Genomic DNA, 23,237 nt, shown 5'->3' on the forward strand with positions numbered 1-23,237 from the left:
GTATATTATGTTTGATATTATGGGAATGATCTATGGTGTTTTGAATACTATTTTCGATCCGATTCTTGCTATGGATCCGAATCCAAGTAATCCGGCATTAACTGTATTGATTATTGCATTTATTGTATCTTTAATTACAACTATTGCTAATAAATATTTGGTTGATCAAGATGCATTAAATGAAAAACAAGCAAAAATGAAAGAGTTCAATAAAGAACTTAGGGATGCTCAGAAAAGAGGTGATGGTAAAAAAATTGCTGAACTTCAAGCTAGACAAACTGAAATGATGAAAGAAAATACTGCGATGATGTCAGAACAATTTAAACCAATGATTGTTACTTTTGTTCCGATTATTTTAATATTTTTCTGGATGAGAGCATCTGCAATTCATGATTTGGTAATTATATTGCCTACTACTGTATATTGGGTTACTTTAACTCCTCTTTGGCATGTAATTGGCAGTATGTTCTATGGTGGTCAAGCTACTATTCCATATGGGATTGGTTGGTTATTATGGTATATGATTTGCACTTTCGGTATGAGTCAAATTTTAAGAAAATTCCTAGGATTCAAACAAGGGTTCTAAATACTCCTAAAAACTATACCTTTATTAATAATGAGGAATATATATTATAATATTCTATTTTGAATACGCTATTACACAATTATTAATTTATTAAAAATTATTATAGGTGATTAAATGCCTGCTAATAGGTTTAGATCAAGATCATATAAAAGAGTTCATAAAAAAACTCCTGGTGGAGTAAATGTTTTAAGATATAAAAAGAAAAAACCATCTAAGCATGTTTGTGCTGAATGTGGTGCAGTATTACATGGTGTTCCTCGTGGACGCCCATATGAAATTAGAAAATTATCAAAAACAGCTAGAAGACCTAGTCGTCCATATGGTGGGTACTTATGCTCAGCTTGTACCCGTAAACATTTCAAAAAAGAGGCTAGAAAATAATGATTATTACAATCGGCGGATTAGCTGGAACTGGAACTACTACACTTGCTGAAGTTTTAAGTGAAAAATTAAATGTTCCTTATATTTCTGCAGGTTTTATCTTTAGGGAAATGGCTGCTGAAAGAGGGATGAGTGTTTTAGAATTCAGTGAATTTGCTGAAGGTAATGCTGAAATTGATAAGGAAATTGACAAGCGTCAAGCTGAAAAAGCTAAATCTTCAGATAATTTAATACTTGAAGGAAGATTATCTGCATTTTTTGTTGAAAATGCTGATTTGAAGATTTGTTTAATGACTCCATTTGAGGTTAGATCTAAAAGAATAGCTCAAAGGGAAGGTAAATCTGTAGATGTGGCTAAAAACGAAATTATCATTCGTGAAGAAAGTGAATCTTTAAGATACAAAGAAATTCATAATATTGATATTCGTAATATGGAAATTTATGATTTAATTATAAATACTGATAGCTTTAATCCAGAAAGCATATCAGAAATCATTACAACAACATTAAAGGTGATATAAATGGCATCAATTGAAGTAGGTAGAGTATGTGTTAAAACTGCTGGTAGAGAAGCAGGCAAAAAATGTGCGATTGTTGAAATTATTGATGAAAATTTTGTAGAAGTAATTGGTGAAGCTGTAAAAAACAGAAGATGTAATGTAGCTCACTTAGAACCAACTGCAGATTCTATCGATGTTTCTGGTGATGCAGAATCTATCAAGGCAGCCTTAGCTGACTTATAATTTTAAATGAATAATTAAATTTATTCATATCTTTTTTTATTTAACTATTTTTTTATTTATTCATTCAAGGGTTTTTTATGAAGTTCAATAGAATGGTCAAATCTAAAAGTTTCACTTCTCCGGATTTCGGGTGTAAACCAGAGGAAAGAGAGATTTCCGAATATATTTCTAAAGGTGTAATCAATTTAGATAAGCCATCCGGTCCAACTTCGCATGAAATTGATTCTTGGGTTAAAAGAATTTTATCTTTAGAAAAATCAGGTCATGGTGGAACATTAGATCCTAAGGTGACTGGAATTTTACCAGTTGGGTTAAATGATGCGACAAGAGCAATACAATTGTTATTGACTGCTCCAAAGGAATATGTTTGTTTGTTAACATTGCATCAAGATGTTCCCGAAGAAAGAATCCGTGAAGTTTTTGCTGAATTCACAGGTAAAATTTATCAACTTCCTCCGGTTAAATCCGCTGTTAAACGTGAATTAAGAACACGTAATATTTACTATGCAACTATCTATGAAATAGATGGGCGTGATGTTTTATTCAGAATAGGTTGTGAGGCAGGAACTTATGTTAGAACTTACTGCCATAATATCGGTGAAGCGTTAGGTGTTGGAGCACACATGGCGGAACTTAGAAGAACCCAAGTCGGTTCATTTAATGAAAAAAACAATTTGGTAACCTTGCAAGATGTAACTGATGCATATCATTTTTATATTGAAGATGGTGATGAATCGTTTTTACGTCAAGCAATCATGCCGATGGAGATGGCTGCTGATTATTTGCCGAAAGTCATTGTTAAAGATTCTGCTGTTGATGCAATTTGCCATGGTGCAGATTTAGCTTGTGGTGGTATTGCAGAACTTACAGATAATATCCAAAAGAATGATATTGTAGCAATTTTAACACTTAAAGGTGAGTTAGTTGGTGCTGGTTCTTCATTATTAACTTCAGGTGAAATTTTAGAATCTGATTCAGGTTTTGCTGTTAATGTTTCTAAAGTATTAATGAAACCCGGTACTTATCCGAGATTCTGGAAATAACTTTATTTTCACTAAATTAAAAACTATTTTTTTCTTAATTCTTTAAAGCCGTATTCTACAAATTATATTCAAAATTTTTATTTTAATGTGGGATGGAATTTATTTAAAAAAGAAATGAAAGAGCTAAAACGCTCCTCCACCTCCTCCTCCAGATCCTCCTCCAGATCCACCGAATCCACTAGAGTCAGATGGGTTTGCTGAAATTTCACCAGTTGAAAATGCCATATTCATCATTCCATATCCCCCGTAATAATGATACATGAATAATCCATCATTATCATAATCTGAAATGTTTGGCACTTGCAGTTTCATTGATTCGTAAACTTTGTCTGCTACTCCGAGAGCAGCACCATAAATTAGGTACTTCTTCCAAATAATTATTGATTCTGGAGGATGTTCTTTAATTAAACTGTTGTCTTCTAAAAAATTCTTCAAATTTTTCCATTTGAGATAGTATACTCTACCTTCTTCTGTCCATCTTCCAAAGATATCATCATCTGACATGGTGATTACTATTGAAAATATTATTAAAAATATTCCTCCAGCTATACTATATAATCCGTTATTTAGATTTGTTATAAATCCAAGAACAATTAATGCTATAGCGAAAGGTATTCCTAATAATCCGATTACATTCATTATTGAAGAACCTCTGTCATCAAAAAATCTTGATACATCCATATCATTTTCAACTGATGATTCCCATTCTCTAATTTTTTCCATAAACCATTTACCATTTGTTTCTGAAGATAATTGTCCATTAAGTGTTGAAAGATTTAAAATATTATTTGTTGAAAAGTGGTTAAGAGTGTCAAATACAATTTGTTCACTTGCACTCAATCCTGCCTTGTTATTCAATGTTAACATTAAGTCTTTGGTATTGCTTTCAATATTTTCTTGTGAGGATAATGTAATGAATTTTCTATCAATAAGATTCATTATTGAAGCTTCAAATCCTTTAATATTCGGATGTCCAATGCTTATTTTATTTTCAATCAGTGCATTAACTATTTCCGGAGGATCATTTGTGGGCAAATCTCTTTCGTAAATTCCATCATAATTAACTTCTGGTTCTCTACCATATTTCAAGTATACTATTATAGCACTTATGGGGCTTATAAGAGTTAATAATCCTAAAACTAAATAAGTTGTATTCCAAAAGTCACGTTCGTTAATGGTGTTTTTTAAGTTTTTCATAATCATGTCATGACCATTTTGATTTACATGTTTTGCATTTGGGGATTTATTAAAATCATCAACTGGCATTAAAACAAGTAACTCATAATATTCGCCTTTCGGAATGTATGAACTTTCTGCAGTTATTGTGTTTCCTTTTAAGGATGAAGTATCATTGTACTCGGAGGGGGTTAAATAATATTCATTTCCATTATTTCCAGGTAAATGTACTGTTGCTTTTAAATTGTTAGCTCCAACATCCCATTCTTCACCCCAAAGTTTGTATTGAAGTCCACTAACATCATTAAAAATAGTTACTGCACCAATCAAATCGTAGCTAATGTAGACTTTTACATTACAATCTTTTATACCTTTAGTATGGGCTGCATCGGAATATAAATAAATTTTTACATGTTTATATCCATCATCATCACTTTCTTCATATGTGGCATATGCACCATCAACATGAATTTTAATATTCTCAATGCTTTCTCCGGATTTTAGAGGTATGTCCCTATAAACTCCATTAAAAGCTCCATCAAATGAATAATCATACTGTTCTTCTACATGTAGTAGTCCATTATTTTTAACTGTTAAATCTGTTATCACTTGATCTATTGAATAGCTTCTATCATCATCTGCAGATACAAATGTAACTGTTGAAAATAATATTAAAAAAAGTAAGATTATAACAAATGTGTTTTTAACATTCATATAATCCCTCATGTTTAAAATTCTACTTTAGGAACTGTCCTTTCTGCTTCCGGAGCTTCAAAATAGTCTTCTATTTTATAACCAAATATTCTTGCAAGTATGCTGCTTGGAAACTGTTGGCATGCATTATTATATTTTAAAACAACATCATTATAGAACTGTCTTGAATAAGCAATTTTATCTTCAGTTTCACTTAACTCGTTTTGTAATTGTTGGAAATTACTATTAGCTTTTAAGTCAGGGTAATTTTCAGCAACAGCGAAAAGTGATTTTAATGCACCAGTCAATTGGTTATCTGCAACACTTGTTTCTTTAATGGATGAAGCATTCATAACACTATTTCTGGCTTTTGTTACTTCTTCAAGAACTCCTTTCTCATGAGAAGCATAACCTTTTACTGTTTCAACAAGATTCGGTATTAAATCATTTCTTCTTTTAAGCTGAACATCAATTTGTGCATAACTGTTCTTAACACGATTTCTAAGTCCAACAAGATTATTGTACATATGTATTAATGTAACTATAATAAATAAGACTACTATTATAATTACTATAGTTAGTATAAAATCCATATTATCACTAATATTAATATTATTTATATAAAATATAAACTTTGTTTTTTAAATTTATTAATGGGATTAATCTAATTATTATTATAATAATAATGTAATTTTAAAGATTGCTGCCATAATCAATACATTTATATATGTGAAAATAAATATATTATTTTATCATATTATTCTAGACAATATGATTTGCAGGTATTTGCTAACTATTTTATGCCGAGATAGTCTAGCCTGGTAAGGCGCGAGACTGGAAATCTCGTGGGCGTTCAGCCCTCCTGGGTTCAAATCCCAGTCTCGGCGTTTATTAGTTTTTAACTATATTTTTTTAACTTTATAAAATACTTGTTAGACTGATATTTTTGCACTCTTAGTTATATTATAACTAAGTTTATAACTGTTGAAAGAACTGTGTTTTGTTAATCAAAACATTCGAATCTATAATTCGCGTCTCGTAGATTCGCTCTATAAATGGAGGTTATTTGATGGAAGACGATTTTAAGCATTTAGTGCGTATTTCAAGAAAGGACGTAAATGGTAATAAAACCATTGAACAAGCTTTAACTGAAATTAAAGGTGTAGGAATCTCTTTATCTAAAACTATGTGCCGTACTTTGGACTTAGATTTAGATGCTAAAATTGGATACATCGCTGATGAAGATGTTTTAAGAATTGAAGAAATTTTAGAAAACCCTCAAAAATTTGACATTCCTAGATGGATGTTGAACCGTAGGGAAGACTATGAAACTGGTGATGACATTCACTTAATTGAATCTGATCTTGATATGACTTTAAGAGATGATTTAAATAGAATGAAAAAGACCAGAAGTTACAAAGGTAGAAGACATGAAGTTGGTTTACCTGTTAGAGGTCAAAGAACCAAGTCTACTTTCAGAAAAAGTTCTTCAGTTGGTGTAAAACGTTCACGTGGATAGACATGGAACTTTTTTTTAAGAAATTTAATATTTTAAATTCAATTTTATAAAGGAGATGTTTTAATGGGACAACCTAGAAAATCAAGGAAAAAGTATAATACACCACCACATCCTTGGAATGCGGAAAGAATTAAAAATGAAAATAAATTAATGACTAAATACGGCTTAAAAAATAAAAAAGAAATTTGGAAAGCCGATACTTTAGTCAGAAGATACAGTAGGGAAGCAAGATATTTGCTTGGTTTTTCCACTGATCAGATGCAAGAAGAAAAATTAGAATTATTAGGACACTTAGCTAGAACTGGTATTTTGCCTGAAGGTGCTGCTCTTGAAGAAATCTTAGATTTAAATGTAGAAGATATCTTAAGAAGAAGATTACAAACTATTGTATACAATAAAGGTTTAGCTCGTACTCCTAAAGAAGCAAGAATGTTTGTTGTACATGGACACATAGCTTTAAATGGTAAAAAAATCAACTCACCAAGTTATGTTGTTTTAAAAGGTCAAGAAGATGATATTGGATTCTACCGTTCTTCACCTGTAGCTAAACAAATTGAAGAGTACAACAATAGTAAATCTGATAAAGTTAATACTGAGGAATAGAGGGTGTAATCATGGCAAAAGATGAAAAATGGGGTATAGCTAATATTTACTCATCATTCAATAACACTATTATTACTGTAACAGACATTACTGGTGCTGAAACTATTTCCCAATGGTCTGGTGGAAAAGTTGTACGTGCAGACAGACAACAAGCTTCACCTTTTGCGGCTATGGCTGCTGCAACTAGAATTGCGGATGATGCAAAAGAAAAAGGATTCGTTGGTTTACATATTAAAGTAAGAGCTCCTGGTGGAAATGGACCTAGAAGTCCAGGTCCTGGTGCACAAGCTACTATTCGTGCTTTAGCAAGAGCCGGAATTAAAATAGGAAAAATAGAAGATATTACTCCAATTCCTCACGATGGTACTGGAAGACCTGGTGGTAAAAGAGGAAGAAGAGTTTAGATGGAAGGGTTTAATATGGAGATAGAAGTTAAAAGTCAAAAGGATGATGAAATAGTATTCATTGTTCGTGATGCAGAAGTACCTTTTGTTAATGCAATTAGAAGATGTGCTATGGTTAATGTACCAAAAATAGCTATCGAAGATGTAAATATTATTAGAAATGATTCTGCTATGTTTAATGAGGTGCTTGCTCATAGACTTGGTTTAACTCCTTTAGTTTCTGATCTTGATGCTCTTGAAGGGTTATCTTTACCGGAAGATGATGATTGGGAAGAGTATACTAATGGAATCATGTTCACTTTAAAGGAAGAAGGACCTAAAGTAGTTTATTCAAAGGATTTAATATCTTCAGACTCAAAAATTAAACCAGTATACGATACCATTCCTTTAGTAAAACTTAAAGACAATGAAAAACTCAATATAGAATCTGTTGCAAAAGTTGGATATGGAAAGGATCATGCAAAATGGATGCCAACCACTGTCTGTGCTTATAAACAATATCCTGAAATCACTTTTAATGATGATTTAGAAATTGATTATGATTGTGCATCTGCATGTCCTAGAGGTGTTTTAAAATCTGATAAGAGATCTAAAAAGATTAAAATTTTAGACATTGAAAACTGTTCTATGTGTAAAAGTTGTGTAAGAGCTTCAACTAATGGCTACATTAATGTAGGGTATCGTGAAAATGATTTCATATTTAGAATAGAAACTGATGGATCAATGCCTCCTAAAGAAGTTTTATTAAAAGCTTGTGAAGTATTAGGTGAAAAAGCAGATAAGTTTATCAGATTTAGTGAAGAAGGAGGAAGTAAATAATGGCTAAAAAGATTATAAAAACTAATCCTAACCTTATTGAACTTATTAATAAACTTTATGAACAATCAAGAAATGAAAATGCAGCTATTTGGAAAGATGTTGCAAAAAGACTTGAAAGGTCTAATAGAAGAACCGCTGAAGTAAATTTGTCTGATATTGCAAGACATGCTGAAGCTGGTGAAACTATTTTAGTACCGGGTAAAGTTTTATCAAATGGTAATTTAACAGAAAAAGTAGATGTTGTAGCATTAAAATTCTCAGCTAAAGCGCAAGAAAAAATTGAAAGTGCTGGTGGAGAATGCATTGCAATTGATGAAATAATCGAATCTAATCCTAAAGGATCAAACATTAGGATTATGGAATAGGTGTTATTATGATTATTGACGGAGAAGGATGCGTTTTAGGAAGATTAGCTAGTGTAACTAGTAAAAATCTTTTAGAAGGCGAAGAAGTAATTATTATTAATGCTGAAAAAATTATGTTAACTGGTAATAAGGATTGGGCTTATGCTAAATACAAACAAAGAGTTGACAGGGCAAGTATTTCTAACCCTCGTGATTTAGGTCCTAAATATCCTAGAAGACCGGACGATATATTTAGAAGAACTGTAAGAGGTATGTTGCCTTTCAAAAAATCTAAAGGTAAAACTGCATTCAAAGGATTAAAAGCGTTTGTTGGCGTACCTGCTGAATATGCTGATGTAGAACTCACTGCAGTTCCTGAAGCAGAATATAAAAATATTAAAAAAGGTATCGAATTAGGAGAAATCTCCAAACTTTTAGGAGCTACCTTTTAGATAGATGGATGTGTAATTATGGTTAAAGTTATTCATACTAGCGGAAAACGTAAAACAGCTATCGCAAGAGGTACTGTTCGTGAAGGAACTGGTAAAGTTAGAATTAATAGAATTCCTTTAGAACTTTATTCTCCAGAGCTTGCTAACTTAAAATTACAAGAACCATTAACCTTAGCTGGTGATTTAGCTAATGAAGTGGATATTAATATCCATGTTATTGGTGGAGGAGTAATGGGTCAAGCTGAAGCTGCACGTATGGTTATTGCAAAAGGGCTTGTTCAATGGTCACAAGATATGGATTTAAAAGAAAAATTCACTCAATATGACAGGACTATGTTAGTTGGTGACCCAAGACGTTCTGAACCTAAAAAATATGGTGGTCCTGGTGCAAGAGCTCGTAAACAAAAAAGTTACAGATAATTTTTCTGTACCTTTTATATTTTATTTAATTTAAAAGATGATGTAAATGATTCCTATTAGATGTTTAAGTTGTGGAAAACCAGTATCAGCAGTTTTTGATGAATATAATAAAAGAGTTGCTGCTGGAGAAAAATCTAAAGATGTTTTAGATGACTTAGGTTTAACTAGATATTGTTGTAGAAGAATGCTAATTTCTCATGTGCAAACATGGGAATAATTTACATGTGTAGGGATATTTTTAATAAAAAATATAATCTTGGTAAAATATATACCTAAAATGGAAGTAATATTCATGGATGTTGAAAAAAAATTAACAAGGTTTGAAAGAGCTAGACTTCTCGGAGCTAGAGCAATTCAAATATCAATGGGTGCTAAACCTTTAGTTGAAATTAAAGATTCTTTGGATCCTATTGATATAGCTTACGAAGAACTTAAAGCTGGAGTTTTACCATTAGATGTTATTAGATATGAATAAATAGTTGTTCTATTTATTCCTAATATTTATTTAAAAAAATAAAAAATACCAATATAACTCTATAAATTAACTTACTGATTTTTTCGGAGTATAGGTTAGTTGGTAATAAATTAATTGGCACTGAGGTGTTTTTTTTGGTTAGTATAATAGAAGACGTCCAAGTTCGAAAGATTTTGGATAGCAGAGGAAACCCTACTATAGAAGTGGATGTAATTACTTGGAATAGTAAGGGTAGAGCTGCTGCACCTAGCGGAGCGAGTACTGGCTCATATGAAGTAGTACCATATCCTAAAGGTGGGATTGATGAAGTTGTTAGTGAAATGGAAGATTTAATTGCTTCTGAACTTATTGGAATGGATGCTGAAGATTTAGTAACTATTGATGAAGTATTAAAAGAAGTTGATGGAACTGATAATTTATCTGCTATTGGTGGTAATACTACTGTTGCTATTTCAATGGCAGTGGCTAAAGCTGCAGCTGCATCTTATAATATGCCATTATATAAATACATTGGTGGAAATTTAGTAAATGAATTACCTTTCCCTTTAGGAAACATGATGAATGGTGGAGCACATGCGGGTATTAATGCACCGGATATTCAGGAATTTTTAGTTGTTCCTGTTGGAGCTACTAATATTTCTGATGCAGTTTTTGCAAATGCTTCTGTTCATAAAAGATTAAAGGAGTTAATTCAATCTAAAGATTCAAACTTTACTGGCGGTAAAGGTGATGAAGGTGGATGGGTGCCTAACATTTCAAATGATGCTGCTTTAGAAATTCAAGCTCGTGCTTGTGAAGAAGTAGGGGATGAATTAGGTATTGAAATTAGACCTTCACTTGATATTGCTGCATCCGAATTATGGAATGCAGCTGAGCAAAAATATATTTATGCTCAAGATGGTATTAAAAGAGATACCGGAGATCAAATTGATTTCGTAAAAGATATTATTGATACTTACAATATGTTTTATGTGGAAGATCCATTTGATGAATCTGACTTTGGAGGATTTTCTCAATTGACTGCGAAAGTTGGAGATAAATGCCTTATCTGTGGTGATGATTTATTTGTGACAAATAAAGAATTATTGGCTAAAGGTATTGAAATGAAAGCTGCAAATGCTATCATTATTAAACCAAATCAAATTGGTTCCTTATCTGAAACTTATGCTACTGTTAAATTAGCTAAAGAGAATAATATTGTCCCTGTTGTATCACATAGGTCTGGTGAAACTACTGATGAAACTATCGCTCATTTGGCGGTTGGTTTTTCATCGCCATTGATTAAAACCGGAGCTATTGGTGGGGAAAGAATAGCTAAATTAAATGAACTAATTCGTATTGAAGAGGAACTTCCAAATCCAACTATGAACAAATTTTAAAAATAGTTTTGGGGAGAATAATTATGGCTAAAGTAACTATTGATTATGATAAATGTGATGGTGCAGACTGTGCAGAATGTTCTGACGTCTGTCCTATGGAAGTATTAGTTCTTAAAGGAGACAAAATTGAAATTGTTGATCCTTCAGAATGTAGTTATTGTGAAGTATGTATGGATGTATGTCCAAATGATTGTATTAAAATTGAAGATGATTTTTAAATAGGTGATAAAATGGCAAATGATGAACTTTTAATAGATTTAGATAATTACTTAGCAGCTGGTTTACATATTGGTACTCAACAAAAAACCAGTGATATGGAAAAATATATATTCAGAGTAAGATCTGATGGTTTATATGTATTGGATATTCAAAAAACTGATGAAAGAATCAGACAAATTGCAAAACTTTTAGCAAAATATGACCCAGAAGATATTTTAGTAGTTGCTACCAGACAATATGGTCAAGCTCCTGTTAAGAAATTCGGTGAAATCACCGGTGCAAAAACTATTCCTGGCAGATTCATTCCAGGTACTTTAACTAATCCAAATTATGCTAAATTTATTGAACCAAAAGTTATTGTTGTAACTGACCCAAGATCTGATGCACAAGCAGTTTTAGAATCCAAACAAAATGGAATTCTTGTTGTTGCATTATGTGATACTGAAAATTTACTTAGTTTCGTTGATATTGCAGTACCTGTTAACAACAAAGGTAGAAAAGCTATTGCTTTAGTTTACTGGTTACTTGCAAGACAAATTTTAAGAGAAAGAGGAGACATTCCTGAAGACGGTGACTTAGATATTGATTCCACTGACTTTGAACTTAAATTTTAAGTGAGTTAAATGTTAAGACAACCTGCTGTAGCCGGATCATTTTATCCAAATGATGCTGAAAATCTAAAAAAAATCATTGAGAGTTGTTTTTTAGATAAATCGGGTGTTGGTTTCATACCTGAATTAAATAAGTTTAATGGTAAAGATTATCCTATCAATGTTATGGTTCCACATGCAGGTTATCAATATTCTGGTGCAATAGCTTCTCATAGCTATTGTGACATCGTTAGAAATGGTTTTCCTGAAGTTTTTATTATTATAAGTCCAAATCACACTGGATTAGGTAGTGAAATTTCTGTTTTTAATGAAGGTGAATGGATAACACCTTTAGGGGATGTAGAAGTTGATAATGAATTTGCAAATGAGATAATTTCTATTTCTGATATTGCAAGTTCAGATTTTCATGCCCATGTCCATGAACACAGTATTGAAGTTCAACTACCTTTCCTTCAATATTTTTCTTCTGATTTTAAAATTGTTCCAATTACTATGGGAACACAAACATTTGCAACTTCAAATGATTTGGCTAATGCCATTTTTGAAGCTGGAAATAAGTTAAGTAAATCTTATTGTGTTATTGCAAGCACTGACTTATCTCACTTTAACAATCAAGAGAAAGCAAATAAAGTTGATGGCTTTGTTTTAGAAGATATTGAAGAGATGAATGAATTCAAATTGTTTGAAGAAGTTGTTCAATATAATATTACTATGTGTGGTTATGGTCCTGTAATGACCAATATTTCACTTTCTAAAAGATGTGGGAAAAATTCTTGTGAAATATTAGCATATCAAACTAGTGGGGATGTCACTGGTGATTTTAGCTCTGTTGTGGGATATGCTTCAGGAGTTTTTAAATAAGGTGTTTTTTTATGATTGCAAAAGCTTCTGCTCCGGCAAAAACTATATTGTTTGGTGAACATTCAGTTGTTTACGATGAACCTGCAATTGCAGGAGCGGTTAATAAAAGGGCTTATATTACAATTAAAGAGTCCAAATCTGATAAATCTATTTTTAGAGCTCCAGATATAGGTTTTGAAGCTGAATTACTTTCAAAACAGAAAAAATACATTTTAACAAAGGGAAAACCTGGTATTATTAGATATATTTTAGAATCTCTTTACAGAGCACATGACCACTCTCCAATCGACATAACATTATCATCAAATGTCCCTATTGGTTCTGGGCTTGGTTCATCAGCAGCAGTTACTGTAGCTACACTTGCTGCATTATATAGGTATCATAATATTCGGTTTAATAAGAAATCTTTAGCACATGATGCCCACATGGTAGAACAAGCTGTTCAGGGGGTAGCCAGTCCTCTTGACACATTGGTTTCTACTTATGGGGGTCTTGTATATTTGTCTAGGAATAAAAAAGTTGAACATTTTAAAGTAAACTTTAATGCTCCATTGGTTGTAGGTTTTACCACTAAACATGGAAATACTGGAAAAATGGTTAAAGATGTTAAAAATTTAAAAAATAGAAATCCAAAAATTATCAATCCTGTGATTACTGCAATGGGTAATTTAACTAATTATGCTAAACAAGCTATTTTGAAAAAAGATTATAATAAAGTTGGAGAATTAATGAATATCAATCATGGATTTTTGGATGTTATTGGTGTAAATACATTAGAATTATCTCGTATGGTATATAATGCAAGAGAAGCTGGAGCTATCGGTTCTAAAACTACCGGCGCCGGTGGCGGAGGAAGTATTATTGCACTTTGTCCGGGAAAAGTTGATGAAGTTGCAAATGCTATTGCTCGTGATGATAGTATTTTAAAAGTTAGATTTACTAGAAGAGGTGTCTCTTCAAGGGTTTATAAGTGATTTCATGATTATTTTAAAAATTGGTGGAAGTAGTTTAACTAATAAAGATTCCTCTAAAAGTGAAGTTAATTCTGATAGTCTTAAAAGAATTGCTTTAGAAATTAAATCTTCTTTAGATAATTCTGCAAAAGAATTAATTGTTGTTCATGGTGCGGGATCATTTGGACATCCACCTGCTAAAAAATATAAAATCGGCGAGGTATTTGATAAATCAGAATATCCTCAAAAAAGAATTGGATTTTGTGAAACTCAGAATGCTGTTAAAAAATTAAATATGTATGTATGTGAAGCATTCATTGAACAAGGTTTACCTGTTGTTGCAATTCCTGCTTCAAGTTTCATGACAGCTACTAATAAAAGAATAACTCATGGGGATTTAGATTCTTTTAATAAATATTTGGAAAAAGGTTTTATTCCTGTAATTTATGGTGATGTTGTTCTAGATGATGAATTGGAATTTTGTGTTATTTCTGGTGATCAATTAATTCAATACCTTGCAATGAATTTAAATCCTAATCAGGTAATTCTCGGAACAGATGTTGATGGAGTTTATAATAAAAACCCAAAAACTCATGATGATGCTATATTTTTTGATAAATTATCTTCACTTGAAGAGTTAGATGCATTTGAAGGAACTACAAATGTAGATGTCACTGGTGGAATGATTGGGAAAATTAAAGAATTATTATATTTAGCAGATTTGGGAATTGAATCTAAAATAATAAATGCGGAAGTTGAAGACAATATTTTTAAAGTATTGGAAAACGAAGATGTAAAAGGAACTGTGATTTCAAGGGGGAAGTAACATGATTTCAGATAGAAAATTAGAGCATTTATTAATTTGTGAAAATTATGATGTTTCATTTAAAAATAAAACTAATGGTTTTGAAGATATTGAATTGATCCATAATGTTTTACCTGAAATTGACAAACAGGAAATTGATTTGTCCACTTCTACTTTTGGTAAAAAATTAGATTCACCTCTTTTTATTACAGCCATTACTGGAGGACATCCTGCTGCAAAAGAAATCAATAAACAATTAGCTATTGCTGCTGAAAATAATAATATTGCATTAGGTGTTGGATCTCAAAGAGCAGCATGTGAACATCCGGAACTTGAGGATACTTATACTGTTGTTCGTGAAAATGCTCCTAATTGTTTACTTGTTGGGAATATAGGTGCACCTCAATTAAATTTAGCTGAAAAAGCAGTTGAAATATTGGATGCAGATATTCTAGCAATTCATTTAAATCCTCTTCAAGAATCAATACAGCCTGAAGGTGATTTGGATGCAAGGGGATATCTTGATTTAATCAGTCAAATTACAAATTCAGTCAACATTCCAATTATTGCAAAAGAAACTGGCTGCGGTATATCAGCAGAATCTGCAGAAGCACTAGTCGAGGCAGGTGTTGATTTTATTGATATTGAAGGTGCTGGTGGAACTAGCTGGGCGGCTGTTGAAACATACCGGGCTGAAGATAGATATTTAGGAGAAATATTTTGGGATTGGGGAATTCCAACTGCGGTTAGTACAGTTGAAGTTACTAATGCTATTGATGTTCCAGTAATTTCATCTGGAGGAATTCGCAGTGGTCTTGAAGCGGCCAAAGCAATTGCTCTTGGAGCAGATGCTGTTGGTATGGCTTTACCTTTCTTAAAAAATTCTACCTCACAGGAACAATTAAACAAATTTATTTCAAGATTCAATGAGTCATTAAGAATTGCAATGTTTCTAGTGGGAGCTAGTAATATTGATGAATTAAAAGAATCTAAGTTAGTTATTCGTGGAAAAACAAGGGAGTGGCTTAATGAAAGAGGTATTAACACAAAAAATTATTCAAGGAGATAAAACATGAGCGTTGAAGTAATCGCTATTGGAGGATACCAAGAAGTTGGGAAGAACATGACTGCTGTCAAAGTTGGTGAAGATGTCATCATTTTTGATATGGGTATCCATTTGGACAGAATTAGTATGCATGAAGATACAGATATCGATAGAATGCATAGTTTAGATTTAATCGAAAGAGGAGTTATTCCTGATGATACATTAATGAAAGATGTAGATGGAAAAGTCAAAGGAATAATCTTTTCACATGGTCATTTAGACCACATTGGTGCTGTTGCTAAATTAGCACATAGATATGATGCACCATTAATTGGAACTCCGTATACTGCTGCTTTAATTGAAAAACAAATTAAAGGTGAACGCAAATTCAAAGTAAATAATCCAATTAGACCTTTAAATGCAGGTAGTAAATTAAAACTTTCAAAAGATATTACTTTAGAATTTGTCCAATCAACTCATAGTATTCCACAAGCAGTATTTCCGGTTTTACACACTCCGGAAGGAATTATTGTTTATGCTTTAGATTTTAAATTTGACAATCATCAAAAAGTATCTCCTCCTCCTGATTATAAGAGATTAAGAGAATTAGGTAGGGAAGGAGTACTTGCTTTAATAGTGGAAACAACTAATTCTACTAATTATAATGAAGTTAAAACTCATTCCGAGCGTATTGCTCGAAATATATTGGAAGATGTAATGAGAGGACCTCTTCAAGAGAAAACTGGTATGATAGTCACTACATTTTCATCTCATGTTGAACGTGTACAAGCTATTGCAGATATTGCTAAAAAAAGTCACAGAGAAATATTTTTCCTAGGAAGATCAATGGAAAGGTTCTGTGGTATTGCACAAAAGTTAGGTATTTTAAAATTACCTAAGAATGCTAGTATTTATGGATCTCCTAAAGCAATAAATAGAGCTTTATTGAGGGCCGATGAGGATAGGGCTAATTATTTGCTTGTAACTACAGGTCACCAAGGTGAACCTGATGCATTACTTCCAAGAATAGCTAATGGTAGAACACCATTCAATATTAAAAAAGGAGATAATGTAATTATTTCAGCACCTATTATTCCAAATCCAACTAATGCTGCAAATAGGCATATCATGGAAAGAAGATTAAAATTAAAAGGTGCAAGAATTTATCCTAATGCTCATGTTTCTGGGCATGCTGGAAGAGAAGATCACAGAGAATTTTTACGCATGTTAAAACCTCAGCATATCATACCAGCACATGGAGACTTAACAATGCTTTCAGCTTATGCAGAACTTGCAGAAGAAGAAGGATATAGAATTGGATATGATATTCACATCTTGAGAAATGCTCAAGCACAAGTTTTTAAAAGTTAAAAGAGGGATGTATATGAGTGATGTAAAAAAAATACTTGGAAATTATTCCACTGATATTACAAGAACAATTGAAGAAGAATTATCAGCAATTACTCCTAATAATCTTGCAGAAGCATCAGTTTACCTTACAAGAGCTGGTGGTAAAATGCTTAGGCCTGCTTTAACATTAATTGCTGCTGAGGCTGTTGGTGGTAATCGTGAATCTGCATTAAAATCTGCAGCCGCAATTGAATTGATCCATACATTTTCACTTATTCATGATGATATTATGGATCAGGATGATATGAGGAGAGGAATGCCTTCTGTTCATAAAGTTTGGGGTGATGATGTAGCAATTCTTGCAGGAGATACATTATTTTCAAAAGCTTTTGAAATTATCATTGGAAATAAAGGAACTACCTCTGATCAGAATAACAAATCTTTAGCTACTGTTGCTGATGCTTGTGTAAAAATTTGTGAAGGTCAGGCATTAGATATGGGCTTTGAAGAAAGATTTGATGTAACAGAAGATGAATACATGGAAATGATTTTCAAAAAAACTGGTGCATTAATTGCAGCGGCTACTAAAGTTGGAGCTATTATGGGTGGGGCATCAGAAGGAGTCATTGATGCTATGTATGAATATGGTCGTTTGATTGGTCTTGCTTTCCAGATTCAGGATGATTATCTTGATTTAGTATCTGATGAAGAAACATTAGGCAAACCAATTGGTTCTGATATTGGTAAAGGTAAAATGACCGTTATTGCAATTAAAGGTTTGGCTAGTGATGATACTGGCAGATTGCTTGAAATCTTAAAAGATGATGAAAACTCAAATGAAGATATAACTGAAGCAATCGATATTTTAACAAAATGCGGCGCTATTGAATATGCTCGTAATTTGGCATTAGAATCTATTAAGCAAGCAAAAGAAGTACTTGAAATATTAGATGATTCTTCATCTAAACAAATGCTTGTAGATATTGCAGATTTTGTACTTGAGAGAAGTGCATAATTTTTCTCTCACTTTTTTATTTTTCATTTTTTTTATCAGGATTAATCGTAATACTTATCATAATTTATACATGATTAATTATGATATTTCATGATTAATTATGATAATTATTTTTTTTAATATATGCTCTTTGATTATAAATCAAAATTCAATATCTCATTTATTTTTAATATTCTTATTTTATAAATGGATATTTTCAGTATAATTTAATTAAATAAATTTATATTTGATTTAAACTCTTTAAATTCCCTAGGTTTAAGAGACAAGATTTATATATGTAATACCATATATACAGTATTAATTATTTAATTAAAGTTCTTAATTAGATAATTGACATATAAAATAGTTTGGGAGTATATGGAGATATAACATAAGATAATGGATTGATTAGAACAAATTTTATCGTATGATTGAGTTTGATGATATTATCGAATATGTTTTGGTGAAGTGAAATAAGTTTTGACATTATTTCAAGATAATGTGAAAATTTAGATTTAAACTTTATGATTGATGGAAATTTCATTGGGTTAGTCAAAAATTTAATCTAGATTATACTTTTTTTAGTAGCTATGATGTTCTCATTATAGAACATGTTTTACTCCCTTTAACTACTTTTTGGTGATGTATTATGTTGGAGATTAAGCATACATTATGCCCTTCCTGTAGTGTTGGTTGTGGGATTAATGTAGTTTTAAAAGAGGGGAATGTTGTCGGGACTTTTCCCTATAAAAGACATCCGGTTAATTCTGGAAAAAATTGTTTAAATGGGAGAAATTCAATTGAATGTTATTTAAACAAATTTGAAGATATTAATGTGGATGATGTTGTTGCAGATGTTTTAAAAGAGTTGAAATCTGCTGATGCATCTAGTGTTACTGTTGTTTGTTCAGGTAATAATGATGTTGAGGAAATTAAGGCTATTAAAGAATTTGCAGAATCTAATAATTTTAATTTGGCATTTTATGCTGATAATTTAAAAAATTTTGATGATGTTGCAACATATGATGATGTTGCTGATGCAAGCAAAATATTTGTTATTGGTGATCTTTTGTTTGAAAATCCTTTGATTGGTAGGAGGATTGTTCATGCAAAGCAGAATGGTGCTAAAATTTATGCATTGGGGAAGACTGAAAAATCTGTTACATTCAATATTGCAGATGAAACTTTCAACACTTCTGTAGTTGATTTTTTGGATGCTAATGATTCTAATATTGATGAATCCTCTGTAATTGTATTTAATTATGTTGATTCAGCCGAGGATTTAGATAAAATTGAATCTATTGGATGTAAATCTTTTCCTGTTTTCAGCAAATCCAATTCTAAAGGTGCATTGGATATTGTTGAAGTTAAATCTTTAGATGAAATGATGGAATTGCTGGAAAATACTAAAGTTTTATTGGTATTCAATGATGATATTGCTGATGAAATAGATTTTGATTTTACTAAAATCTCTAAAATTATAAGTTTCGCTCCATGTGAAAATAACACAACAAAAATCTCAGATATTGTTGTACCTATTAAAACATGGCTTGAAAAAGACGGATCATTTGTAAATGCAATGGGTGATACTCAAACTTTCACCACTGTCATAGATTCAGATGTATTAAGTGAAATCGAAGTAATTGAAAAACTAAATAGTTAAGTCGGTGATTAATATGAGTTATGTTTTAGCAAAATCTAAAGATGATGATATTCTTAGTGCAGGTGAATGTGGCGGAGCGGTAACTAGTATTCTTAAATATTTGCTTGATGAAAAACTTGTTGATGGTGTTTTGACATTAAGGCCATTTGATGATATTTATGACGCTATGCCAGTATATGTGACTGATTCTGATGATTTGATAAGTACTGCGGGGTCTTATCACTGTGCTCCTACAATGATTGGGGATATTATTGAAAGATTCATTGATGATGATACTAAAATTGCAGTCACTGTTAAACCTTGTGACATGAGGGCTATGAAAGAGCTTATAAAAAGGCACAGAATTAATGATGATAATGTTTATTTCATTGGTTTGAATTGTGGTGGAACTGTTTCTCCTGTTAGTGGTAGAAAAATGATTGATTTATTCTATGAAGCAGATCCTAATGATGTTGTAAGTGAAGAGATAGATAAAGGTAAATTCATTATCGAGCTTGCAGATGGTGGGGAAGAAGCAGTAAAAATTCATGATCTTGAAGCAGAAGGATATGGGCGCCGTAACAATTGTCAAAGATGTGATGTAAAAATTCCAAGAATGGCGGATATTGCTTGTGGAAACTGGGGTGCTGAAGATGGCTGGACATTCATTGAAATCAATGATGAAAAAGGTCAAAAGTTAGTTGATGGTGCTAAAAAAGTGGGCATTCTTGAAACTAAAACTCCTAATGATGCGGCGGTGGAAGGAAGAAGCAAAGTTGAAAACATCATGATTAAAATGGCAAAAAAGAACCAAGATGCAACTTACCCATTGGTTAGTGAAAGGGATGAATGGAGCCGCTGCATCGGTTGCTATGCTTGCCGTGATATTTGCCCTGTCTGCTGGTGTTTTGAAAACTGCGAATTAAACAAATCTTACTTCAAGGATGAGGCAAACGCATTTTCAAGTCCTATTGCTTTTCAGGGTGTAAGACTGTCTCATATGAGTTTCAGTTGTTGTGATTGCGGTCAATGTGAAGATGTATGTCCAATGGATATTCCTGTTTCACTAATTTTTGACAAATTACAGAAAAAATACTATGGAAGAACTGGTTATGTAGCTGGAGTTTCAGAGGATATCAAACCTCCTTTATACAGTCCAGAAAAAACAGAATTATAAAGGTGTTTTTCATGTCTGAAGATTTAAAAATTGTAGGTTTATTGTGTAATTGGTGTTGTTATGGTGGTGCGGATACTGCAGGAACTGCACGTATGCAATATCCATCAAATATTAGAATTATTCGTGTAATGTGTTCTGGGAGAATTAATCCGTCAATGGTCTTTAAAGCATTTCAGGAAGGTGCTGACGGCGTATTTGTAGGCGGGTGTCATATTGGTGACTGCCACTATGATGCAGGTAACTACAAATGGTCTAGAAGATCTAAGATTGTTGAAGATATTCTTGAGGAATTTGGTATTGAAAAGGAAAGATTCCGTCATGAATGGATTTCAGCATCTGAAGGTGAAAAATTCCAAACAACAATGGAAGAATTCCACAAAACATTAACCAAATTAGGACCATTAGAATTATAATTATTGGTCTTATTTAGAGATAAAATATTTAGAATTAAATTATATATGCATTGATAAATTCTCATCTCAGCCGATAACTATTAATTTTAAGCATTACCGATTGATAGTTATCAACTTTTCTCCATCAATGTAGAATATTTAATTCAAAAAAAGAAAAATATATTTGAAATTAGTATAGGTTTCTTTTTACTGTCTACAATCGGCTATTAAAGTTAATCTTTAATAGCTATCCATTTTTTGTATTTCTTATAGTCAAGTATTACTTTTTTTAAATTTTTTATGAATTAGAGTAGTATTATTTTACTGAAAAGTATTACAAATATTTTATTCTCCGTATTTTACATTGTTTAGTGTAATTTCAATTCAAATAATTTATTTCACGTTGATATATCTTGATGATATTTGTTTAATTTTTTAAAATGATATTTGTTCTTATTTTGTATTGAGGTGATGAATGGTGTTTATTTTTTATATTTTTTAAATTATTAATTTCCTTGATTTAACTGTTTAAACATAATTATTTTTGATAAATTGAATTTCAATCTATTTTGACTAAAAAATATTAATTTTCAATTAGTTATATCTGATTTAAACATAGAATTCCCATAAAATTATTTAAAAACATTTATATGGTTATTACTTGTTAGTATTGTATAAATTATTTGATTATTTTTGTAGTTGGATAATTTTTTTATTAATTATTAATAAATAAGTTGGGGAGAGTTATGGAAATTTATATGCAAAAAATTGGATTGATTAGACAAAGTTTGAACCCTAAAAATTCAAGTTTGGATTTGGATATTGATTGGAATATTGAGTATGTTCATAGAAATCAAAATGAAATAAATTTTGACATCAATTTAAGATCAATTGAAAACTTTAATTTAAACTTTAAAATTGAAGGGGTTATTGTATTAGATTTATTTGAAATTTTTATTCAAGAAGATGTTTCTCAAATAATTTTTCATCGTGCATGTAATGTTCTTATGGATATGATATCTTTAACCCGTCAATCAAGTCATATTTTATCAAATGAAGATAAATATCCGGATATAGGCAGTGAACATATTCCAAAAACTCTCTATAACTAATATTTGGTGATGTATTATGTTGGAGATTAAGCATACATTATGCCCTTCCTGTAGTGTTGGTTGTGGGATTAATGTAGTTTTAAAAGATGGAGATATTGTCGGGACTTTTCCCTATAAAAGACATCCGGTTAATTCTGGAAAAAATTGTTTAAATGGGAGAAATTCAATTGAATGTTATTTAAACAAATTTGAAGATATTAATGTGGATGATGTTGTTGCAGATGTTTTAAAAGAGTTGAAATCTGCTGATGCATCTAGTGTTACTGTTGTTTGTTCAGGTAATAATGATGTTGAGGAAATTAAGGCTATTAAAGAATTTGCAGAATCTAATAATTTTAATTTGGCATTTTATGCTGATAATTTAAAAAATTTTGATGATGTTGCAACATATGATGATGTTGCCGGTGCAAGCAAAATATTTGTTATTGGTGATCTTTTGTTTGAAAATCCTTTGATTGGTAGGAGGATTGTTCATGCAAAGCAGAATGGTGCTAAAATTTATGCATTGGGGAAGAGTGAAAAATCTGTTACATTCAATATTGCAGATGAAACTTTCAACACTTCTGTTGAGGAATTTTTAGATAAAAATGCAAATGAGTTTGATGATTCCTCAGTAATTGTATTTAATTATGTTGATTCAGTTGATGATTTAGATAAAATTAATGAACTTAATTGCAAAAAATTACCTGTTTTCAGCAAATCCAATTCTAAAGGTACATTGGATATTGTTGAAGTTAAATCTTTAGATGAAATGATGGAATTGCTGGAAAATACTAAAGTTTTATTGGTATTCAATGATGATATTGCTGATGAAATAGATTTTGATTTTACTAAAATCTCTAAAATTATAAGTTTCGCTCCATGTGAAAATAACACAACAAAAATCTCAGATATTATTGTGCCTATTAAAACATGGCTTGAAAAAGACGGATCATTTGTAAATGCAATGGGTACTTGTCAGGAGTTTACTGCTGTTGTGGAATCAGATGTATTAAGTGAAATCGAAGTAATTGAAAAATTAAATGGAAACTAGAGTGGT

At 31.4% G+C, this 23,237-nt stretch carries 30 protein-coding genes and 1 tRNA gene; 29 read left to right on the forward strand and 2 right to left on the reverse strand.

From position 1 onward, the window contains the following. Positions 1 to 7: 7 nt before the first annotated feature. The 5 genes from EDC42_RS04830 to EDC42_RS04850 all read left to right on the forward strand — a co-directional run bounded on the left by EDC42_RS04830 (position 8) and on the right by EDC42_RS04850 (position 2,753). Complete coding sequence (locus EDC42_RS04830) at positions 8 to 586, forward strand: DUF106 domain-containing protein (RefSeq protein WP_069574676.1); 579 nt, start codon at positions 8 to 10, stop codon at positions 584 to 586. Between the two features lie 114 nt (positions 587 to 700). Beyond that, positions 701 to 967 carry a 50S ribosomal protein L34e gene (locus tag EDC42_RS04835; protein ID WP_069574675.1) on the forward strand — a complete coding sequence of 89 codons (267 nt, stop codon included), beginning with the start codon at positions 701 to 703 and terminating at the stop codon, positions 965 to 967. Continuing rightward, on the forward strand, positions 967 to 1,488 hold the full coding sequence (cmk, locus tag EDC42_RS04840; RefSeq protein WP_069574674.1) for a (d)CMP kinase: 522 nt from the start codon (positions 967 to 969) through the stop codon (positions 1,486 to 1,488). The genes EDC42_RS04835 and cmk overlap by 1 nt, the downstream gene beginning before the upstream one ends. Beyond that, on the forward strand, positions 1,489 to 1,710 hold the full coding sequence (locus tag EDC42_RS04845) for a 50S ribosomal protein L14e (RefSeq protein ID WP_069574673.1): 222 nt from the start codon (positions 1,489 to 1,491) through the stop codon (positions 1,708 to 1,710). 77 nt (positions 1,711 to 1,787) lie between these two features. Further along, the gene (locus EDC42_RS04850; protein WP_069574672.1) at positions 1,788 to 2,753 is read left to right on the forward strand and encodes an RNA-guided pseudouridylation complex pseudouridine synthase subunit Cbf5; all 966 of its coding nucleotides are present in this window, start codon (positions 1,788 to 1,790) and stop codon (positions 2,751 to 2,753) included. Positions 2,754 to 2,876: 123 nt separating this feature from the next. Here EDC42_RS04850 and EDC42_RS04855 read toward each other — a convergent pair whose 3' ends face one another. Next, a complete protein-coding gene (locus tag EDC42_RS04855) occupies positions 2,877 to 4,643 on the reverse strand; it encodes a DUF2207 domain-containing protein (protein WP_069574671.1) in 1,767 nt (588 codons plus the stop codon). A 14-nt stretch (positions 4,644 to 4,657) separates the two neighbouring features. Next, positions 4,658 to 5,215 carry a LemA family protein gene (locus EDC42_RS04860; protein ID WP_069574670.1) on the reverse strand — a complete coding sequence of 186 codons (558 nt, stop codon included), beginning with the start codon at positions 5,213 to 5,215 and terminating at the stop codon, positions 4,658 to 4,660. Positions 5,216 to 5,424: 209 nt separating this feature from the next. Between EDC42_RS04860 and EDC42_RS04865 the strand changes: the two genes are divergently transcribed. From EDC42_RS04865 to EDC42_RS04980, 24 genes are all read left to right on the forward strand, one after another. After that, positions 5,425 to 5,509 (forward strand) — tRNA-Ser (locus EDC42_RS04865). A 182-nt stretch (positions 5,510 to 5,691) separates the two neighbouring features. Then, positions 5,692 to 6,141, forward strand: coding sequence for a 30S ribosomal protein S13 (locus tag EDC42_RS04870; RefSeq protein ID WP_069574669.1), 450 nt, complete (start codon positions 5,692 to 5,694; stop codon positions 6,139 to 6,141). A gap of 63 nt (positions 6,142 to 6,204) precedes the next feature. After that, positions 6,205 to 6,744 carry a 30S ribosomal protein S4 gene (locus tag EDC42_RS04875; RefSeq protein WP_069574668.1) on the forward strand — a complete coding sequence of 180 codons (540 nt, stop codon included), beginning with the start codon at positions 6,205 to 6,207 and terminating at the stop codon, positions 6,742 to 6,744. An 11-nt stretch (positions 6,745 to 6,755) separates the two neighbouring features. Then, positions 6,756 to 7,148, forward strand: a complete 393-nt coding sequence (locus EDC42_RS04880) for a 30S ribosomal protein S11 (RefSeq protein ID WP_069574667.1) — start codon at positions 6,756 to 6,758, stop codon at positions 7,146 to 7,148. A gap of 15 nt (positions 7,149 to 7,163) precedes the next feature. After that, the gene (locus EDC42_RS04885) at positions 7,164 to 7,967 is read left to right on the forward strand and encodes a DNA-directed RNA polymerase subunit D (RefSeq protein ID WP_069574733.1); all 804 of its coding nucleotides are present in this window, start codon (positions 7,164 to 7,166) and stop codon (positions 7,965 to 7,967) included. Continuing rightward, on the forward strand, positions 7,967 to 8,332 hold the full coding sequence (locus EDC42_RS04890; protein WP_069574666.1) for a 50S ribosomal protein L18e: 366 nt from the start codon (positions 7,967 to 7,969) through the stop codon (positions 8,330 to 8,332). Before EDC42_RS04885 ends, EDC42_RS04890 begins: the two co-directional genes overlap by 1 nt. Before the next feature lie 8 nt (positions 8,333 to 8,340). Further along, positions 8,341 to 8,763 carry a 50S ribosomal protein L13 gene (locus EDC42_RS04895; RefSeq protein WP_083234855.1) on the forward strand — a complete coding sequence of 141 codons (423 nt, stop codon included), beginning with the start codon at positions 8,341 to 8,343 and terminating at the stop codon, positions 8,761 to 8,763. A gap of 18 nt (positions 8,764 to 8,781) precedes the next feature. Then, positions 8,782 to 9,183 (forward strand): 30S ribosomal protein S9, encoded by a 402-nt coding sequence (locus EDC42_RS04900; protein WP_069574664.1) that lies wholly within the window; start codon positions 8,782 to 8,784, stop codon positions 9,181 to 9,183. 46 nt (positions 9,184 to 9,229) lie between these two features. Then, the gene (locus EDC42_RS04905; protein WP_069574663.1) at positions 9,230 to 9,400 is read left to right on the forward strand and encodes a DNA-directed RNA polymerase subunit N; all 171 of its coding nucleotides are present in this window, start codon (positions 9,230 to 9,232) and stop codon (positions 9,398 to 9,400) included. A gap of 60 nt (positions 9,401 to 9,460) precedes the next feature. Then, the gene (locus EDC42_RS04910; RefSeq protein WP_069574662.1) at positions 9,461 to 9,658 is read left to right on the forward strand and encodes a DNA-directed RNA polymerase subunit K; all 198 of its coding nucleotides are present in this window, start codon (positions 9,461 to 9,463) and stop codon (positions 9,656 to 9,658) included. Positions 9,659 to 9,792: 134 nt separating this feature from the next. Next, entirely contained in the window at positions 9,793 to 11,037 is a 1,245-nt protein-coding gene (gene eno / locus EDC42_RS04915; protein ID WP_069574661.1) for a phosphopyruvate hydratase, read from the forward strand. A gap of 23 nt (positions 11,038 to 11,060) precedes the next feature. Beyond that, on the forward strand, positions 11,061 to 11,255 hold the full coding sequence (locus tag EDC42_RS04920; RefSeq protein WP_069574660.1) for a 4Fe-4S binding protein: 195 nt from the start codon (positions 11,061 to 11,063) through the stop codon (positions 11,253 to 11,255). A 12-nt stretch (positions 11,256 to 11,267) separates the two neighbouring features. Next, complete coding sequence (rpsB, locus tag EDC42_RS04925) at positions 11,268 to 11,870, forward strand: 30S ribosomal protein S2 (protein WP_069574659.1); 603 nt, start codon at positions 11,268 to 11,270, stop codon at positions 11,868 to 11,870. 9 nt (positions 11,871 to 11,879) lie between these two features. Beyond that, positions 11,880 to 12,728 (forward strand): MEMO1 family protein, encoded by an 849-nt coding sequence (locus EDC42_RS04930; protein ID WP_069574658.1) that lies wholly within the window; start codon positions 11,880 to 11,882, stop codon positions 12,726 to 12,728. Positions 12,729 to 12,739: 11 nt separating this feature from the next. Further along, positions 12,740 to 13,702, forward strand: coding sequence for a mevalonate kinase (mvk, locus tag EDC42_RS04935; protein WP_069574657.1), 963 nt, complete (start codon positions 12,740 to 12,742; stop codon positions 13,700 to 13,702). A gap of 4 nt (positions 13,703 to 13,706) precedes the next feature. Then, on the forward strand, positions 13,707 to 14,507 hold the full coding sequence (locus EDC42_RS04940; protein ID WP_069574656.1) for an isopentenyl phosphate kinase: 801 nt from the start codon (positions 13,707 to 13,709) through the stop codon (positions 14,505 to 14,507). Between the two features lies 1 nt (position 14,508). Next, positions 14,509 to 15,555 (forward strand): type 2 isopentenyl-diphosphate Delta-isomerase, encoded by a 1,047-nt coding sequence (gene fni / locus EDC42_RS04945; protein WP_069574655.1) that lies wholly within the window; start codon positions 14,509 to 14,511, stop codon positions 15,553 to 15,555. A 3-nt stretch (positions 15,556 to 15,558) separates the two neighbouring features. Further along, positions 15,559 to 16,902, forward strand: coding sequence for an RNase J family beta-CASP ribonuclease (locus tag EDC42_RS04950; RefSeq protein WP_069574654.1), 1,344 nt, complete (start codon positions 15,559 to 15,561; stop codon positions 16,900 to 16,902). Positions 16,903 to 16,915: 13 nt separating this feature from the next. Beyond that, positions 16,916 to 17,896 carry a short chain isoprenyl diphosphate synthase IdsA gene (idsA, locus tag EDC42_RS04955; protein WP_069574653.1) on the forward strand — a complete coding sequence of 327 codons (981 nt, stop codon included), beginning with the start codon at positions 16,916 to 16,918 and terminating at the stop codon, positions 17,894 to 17,896. A gap of 628 nt (positions 17,897 to 18,524) precedes the next feature. Further along, entirely contained in the window at positions 18,525 to 19,538 is a 1,014-nt protein-coding gene (locus tag EDC42_RS04960; protein ID WP_123833407.1) for a molybdopterin-dependent oxidoreductase, read from the forward strand. Between the two features lie 7 nt (positions 19,539 to 19,545). Then, positions 19,546 to 20,694: a Coenzyme F420 hydrogenase/dehydrogenase, beta subunit C-terminal domain gene (locus EDC42_RS04965; RefSeq protein ID WP_123833428.1), complete on the forward strand. Its 1,149-nt coding sequence runs from the start codon at positions 19,546 to 19,548 to the stop codon at positions 20,692 to 20,694. An 11-nt stretch (positions 20,695 to 20,705) separates the two neighbouring features. After that, positions 20,706 to 21,107 (forward strand): hydrogenase iron-sulfur subunit, encoded by a 402-nt coding sequence (locus EDC42_RS04970; protein ID WP_123833408.1) that lies wholly within the window; start codon positions 20,706 to 20,708, stop codon positions 21,105 to 21,107. Positions 21,108 to 21,832: 725 nt separating this feature from the next. Beyond that, positions 21,833 to 22,198, forward strand: coding sequence for a hypothetical protein (locus tag EDC42_RS04975; RefSeq protein WP_091699933.1), 366 nt, complete (start codon positions 21,833 to 21,835; stop codon positions 22,196 to 22,198). Positions 22,199 to 22,214: 16 nt separating this feature from the next. Then, positions 22,215 to 23,231: a molybdopterin-dependent oxidoreductase gene (locus tag EDC42_RS04980; protein ID WP_123833409.1), complete on the forward strand. Its 1,017-nt coding sequence runs from the start codon at positions 22,215 to 22,217 to the stop codon at positions 23,229 to 23,231. The last annotated feature ends 6 nt before the right edge of the window (positions 23,232 to 23,237 follow it).

It is taken from the genome of Methanobrevibacter gottschalkii DSM 11977 (assembly GCF_003814835.1).
Taxonomy (GTDB): domain Archaea; phylum Methanobacteriota; class Methanobacteria; order Methanobacteriales; family Methanobacteriaceae; genus Methanocatella; species Methanocatella gottschalkii.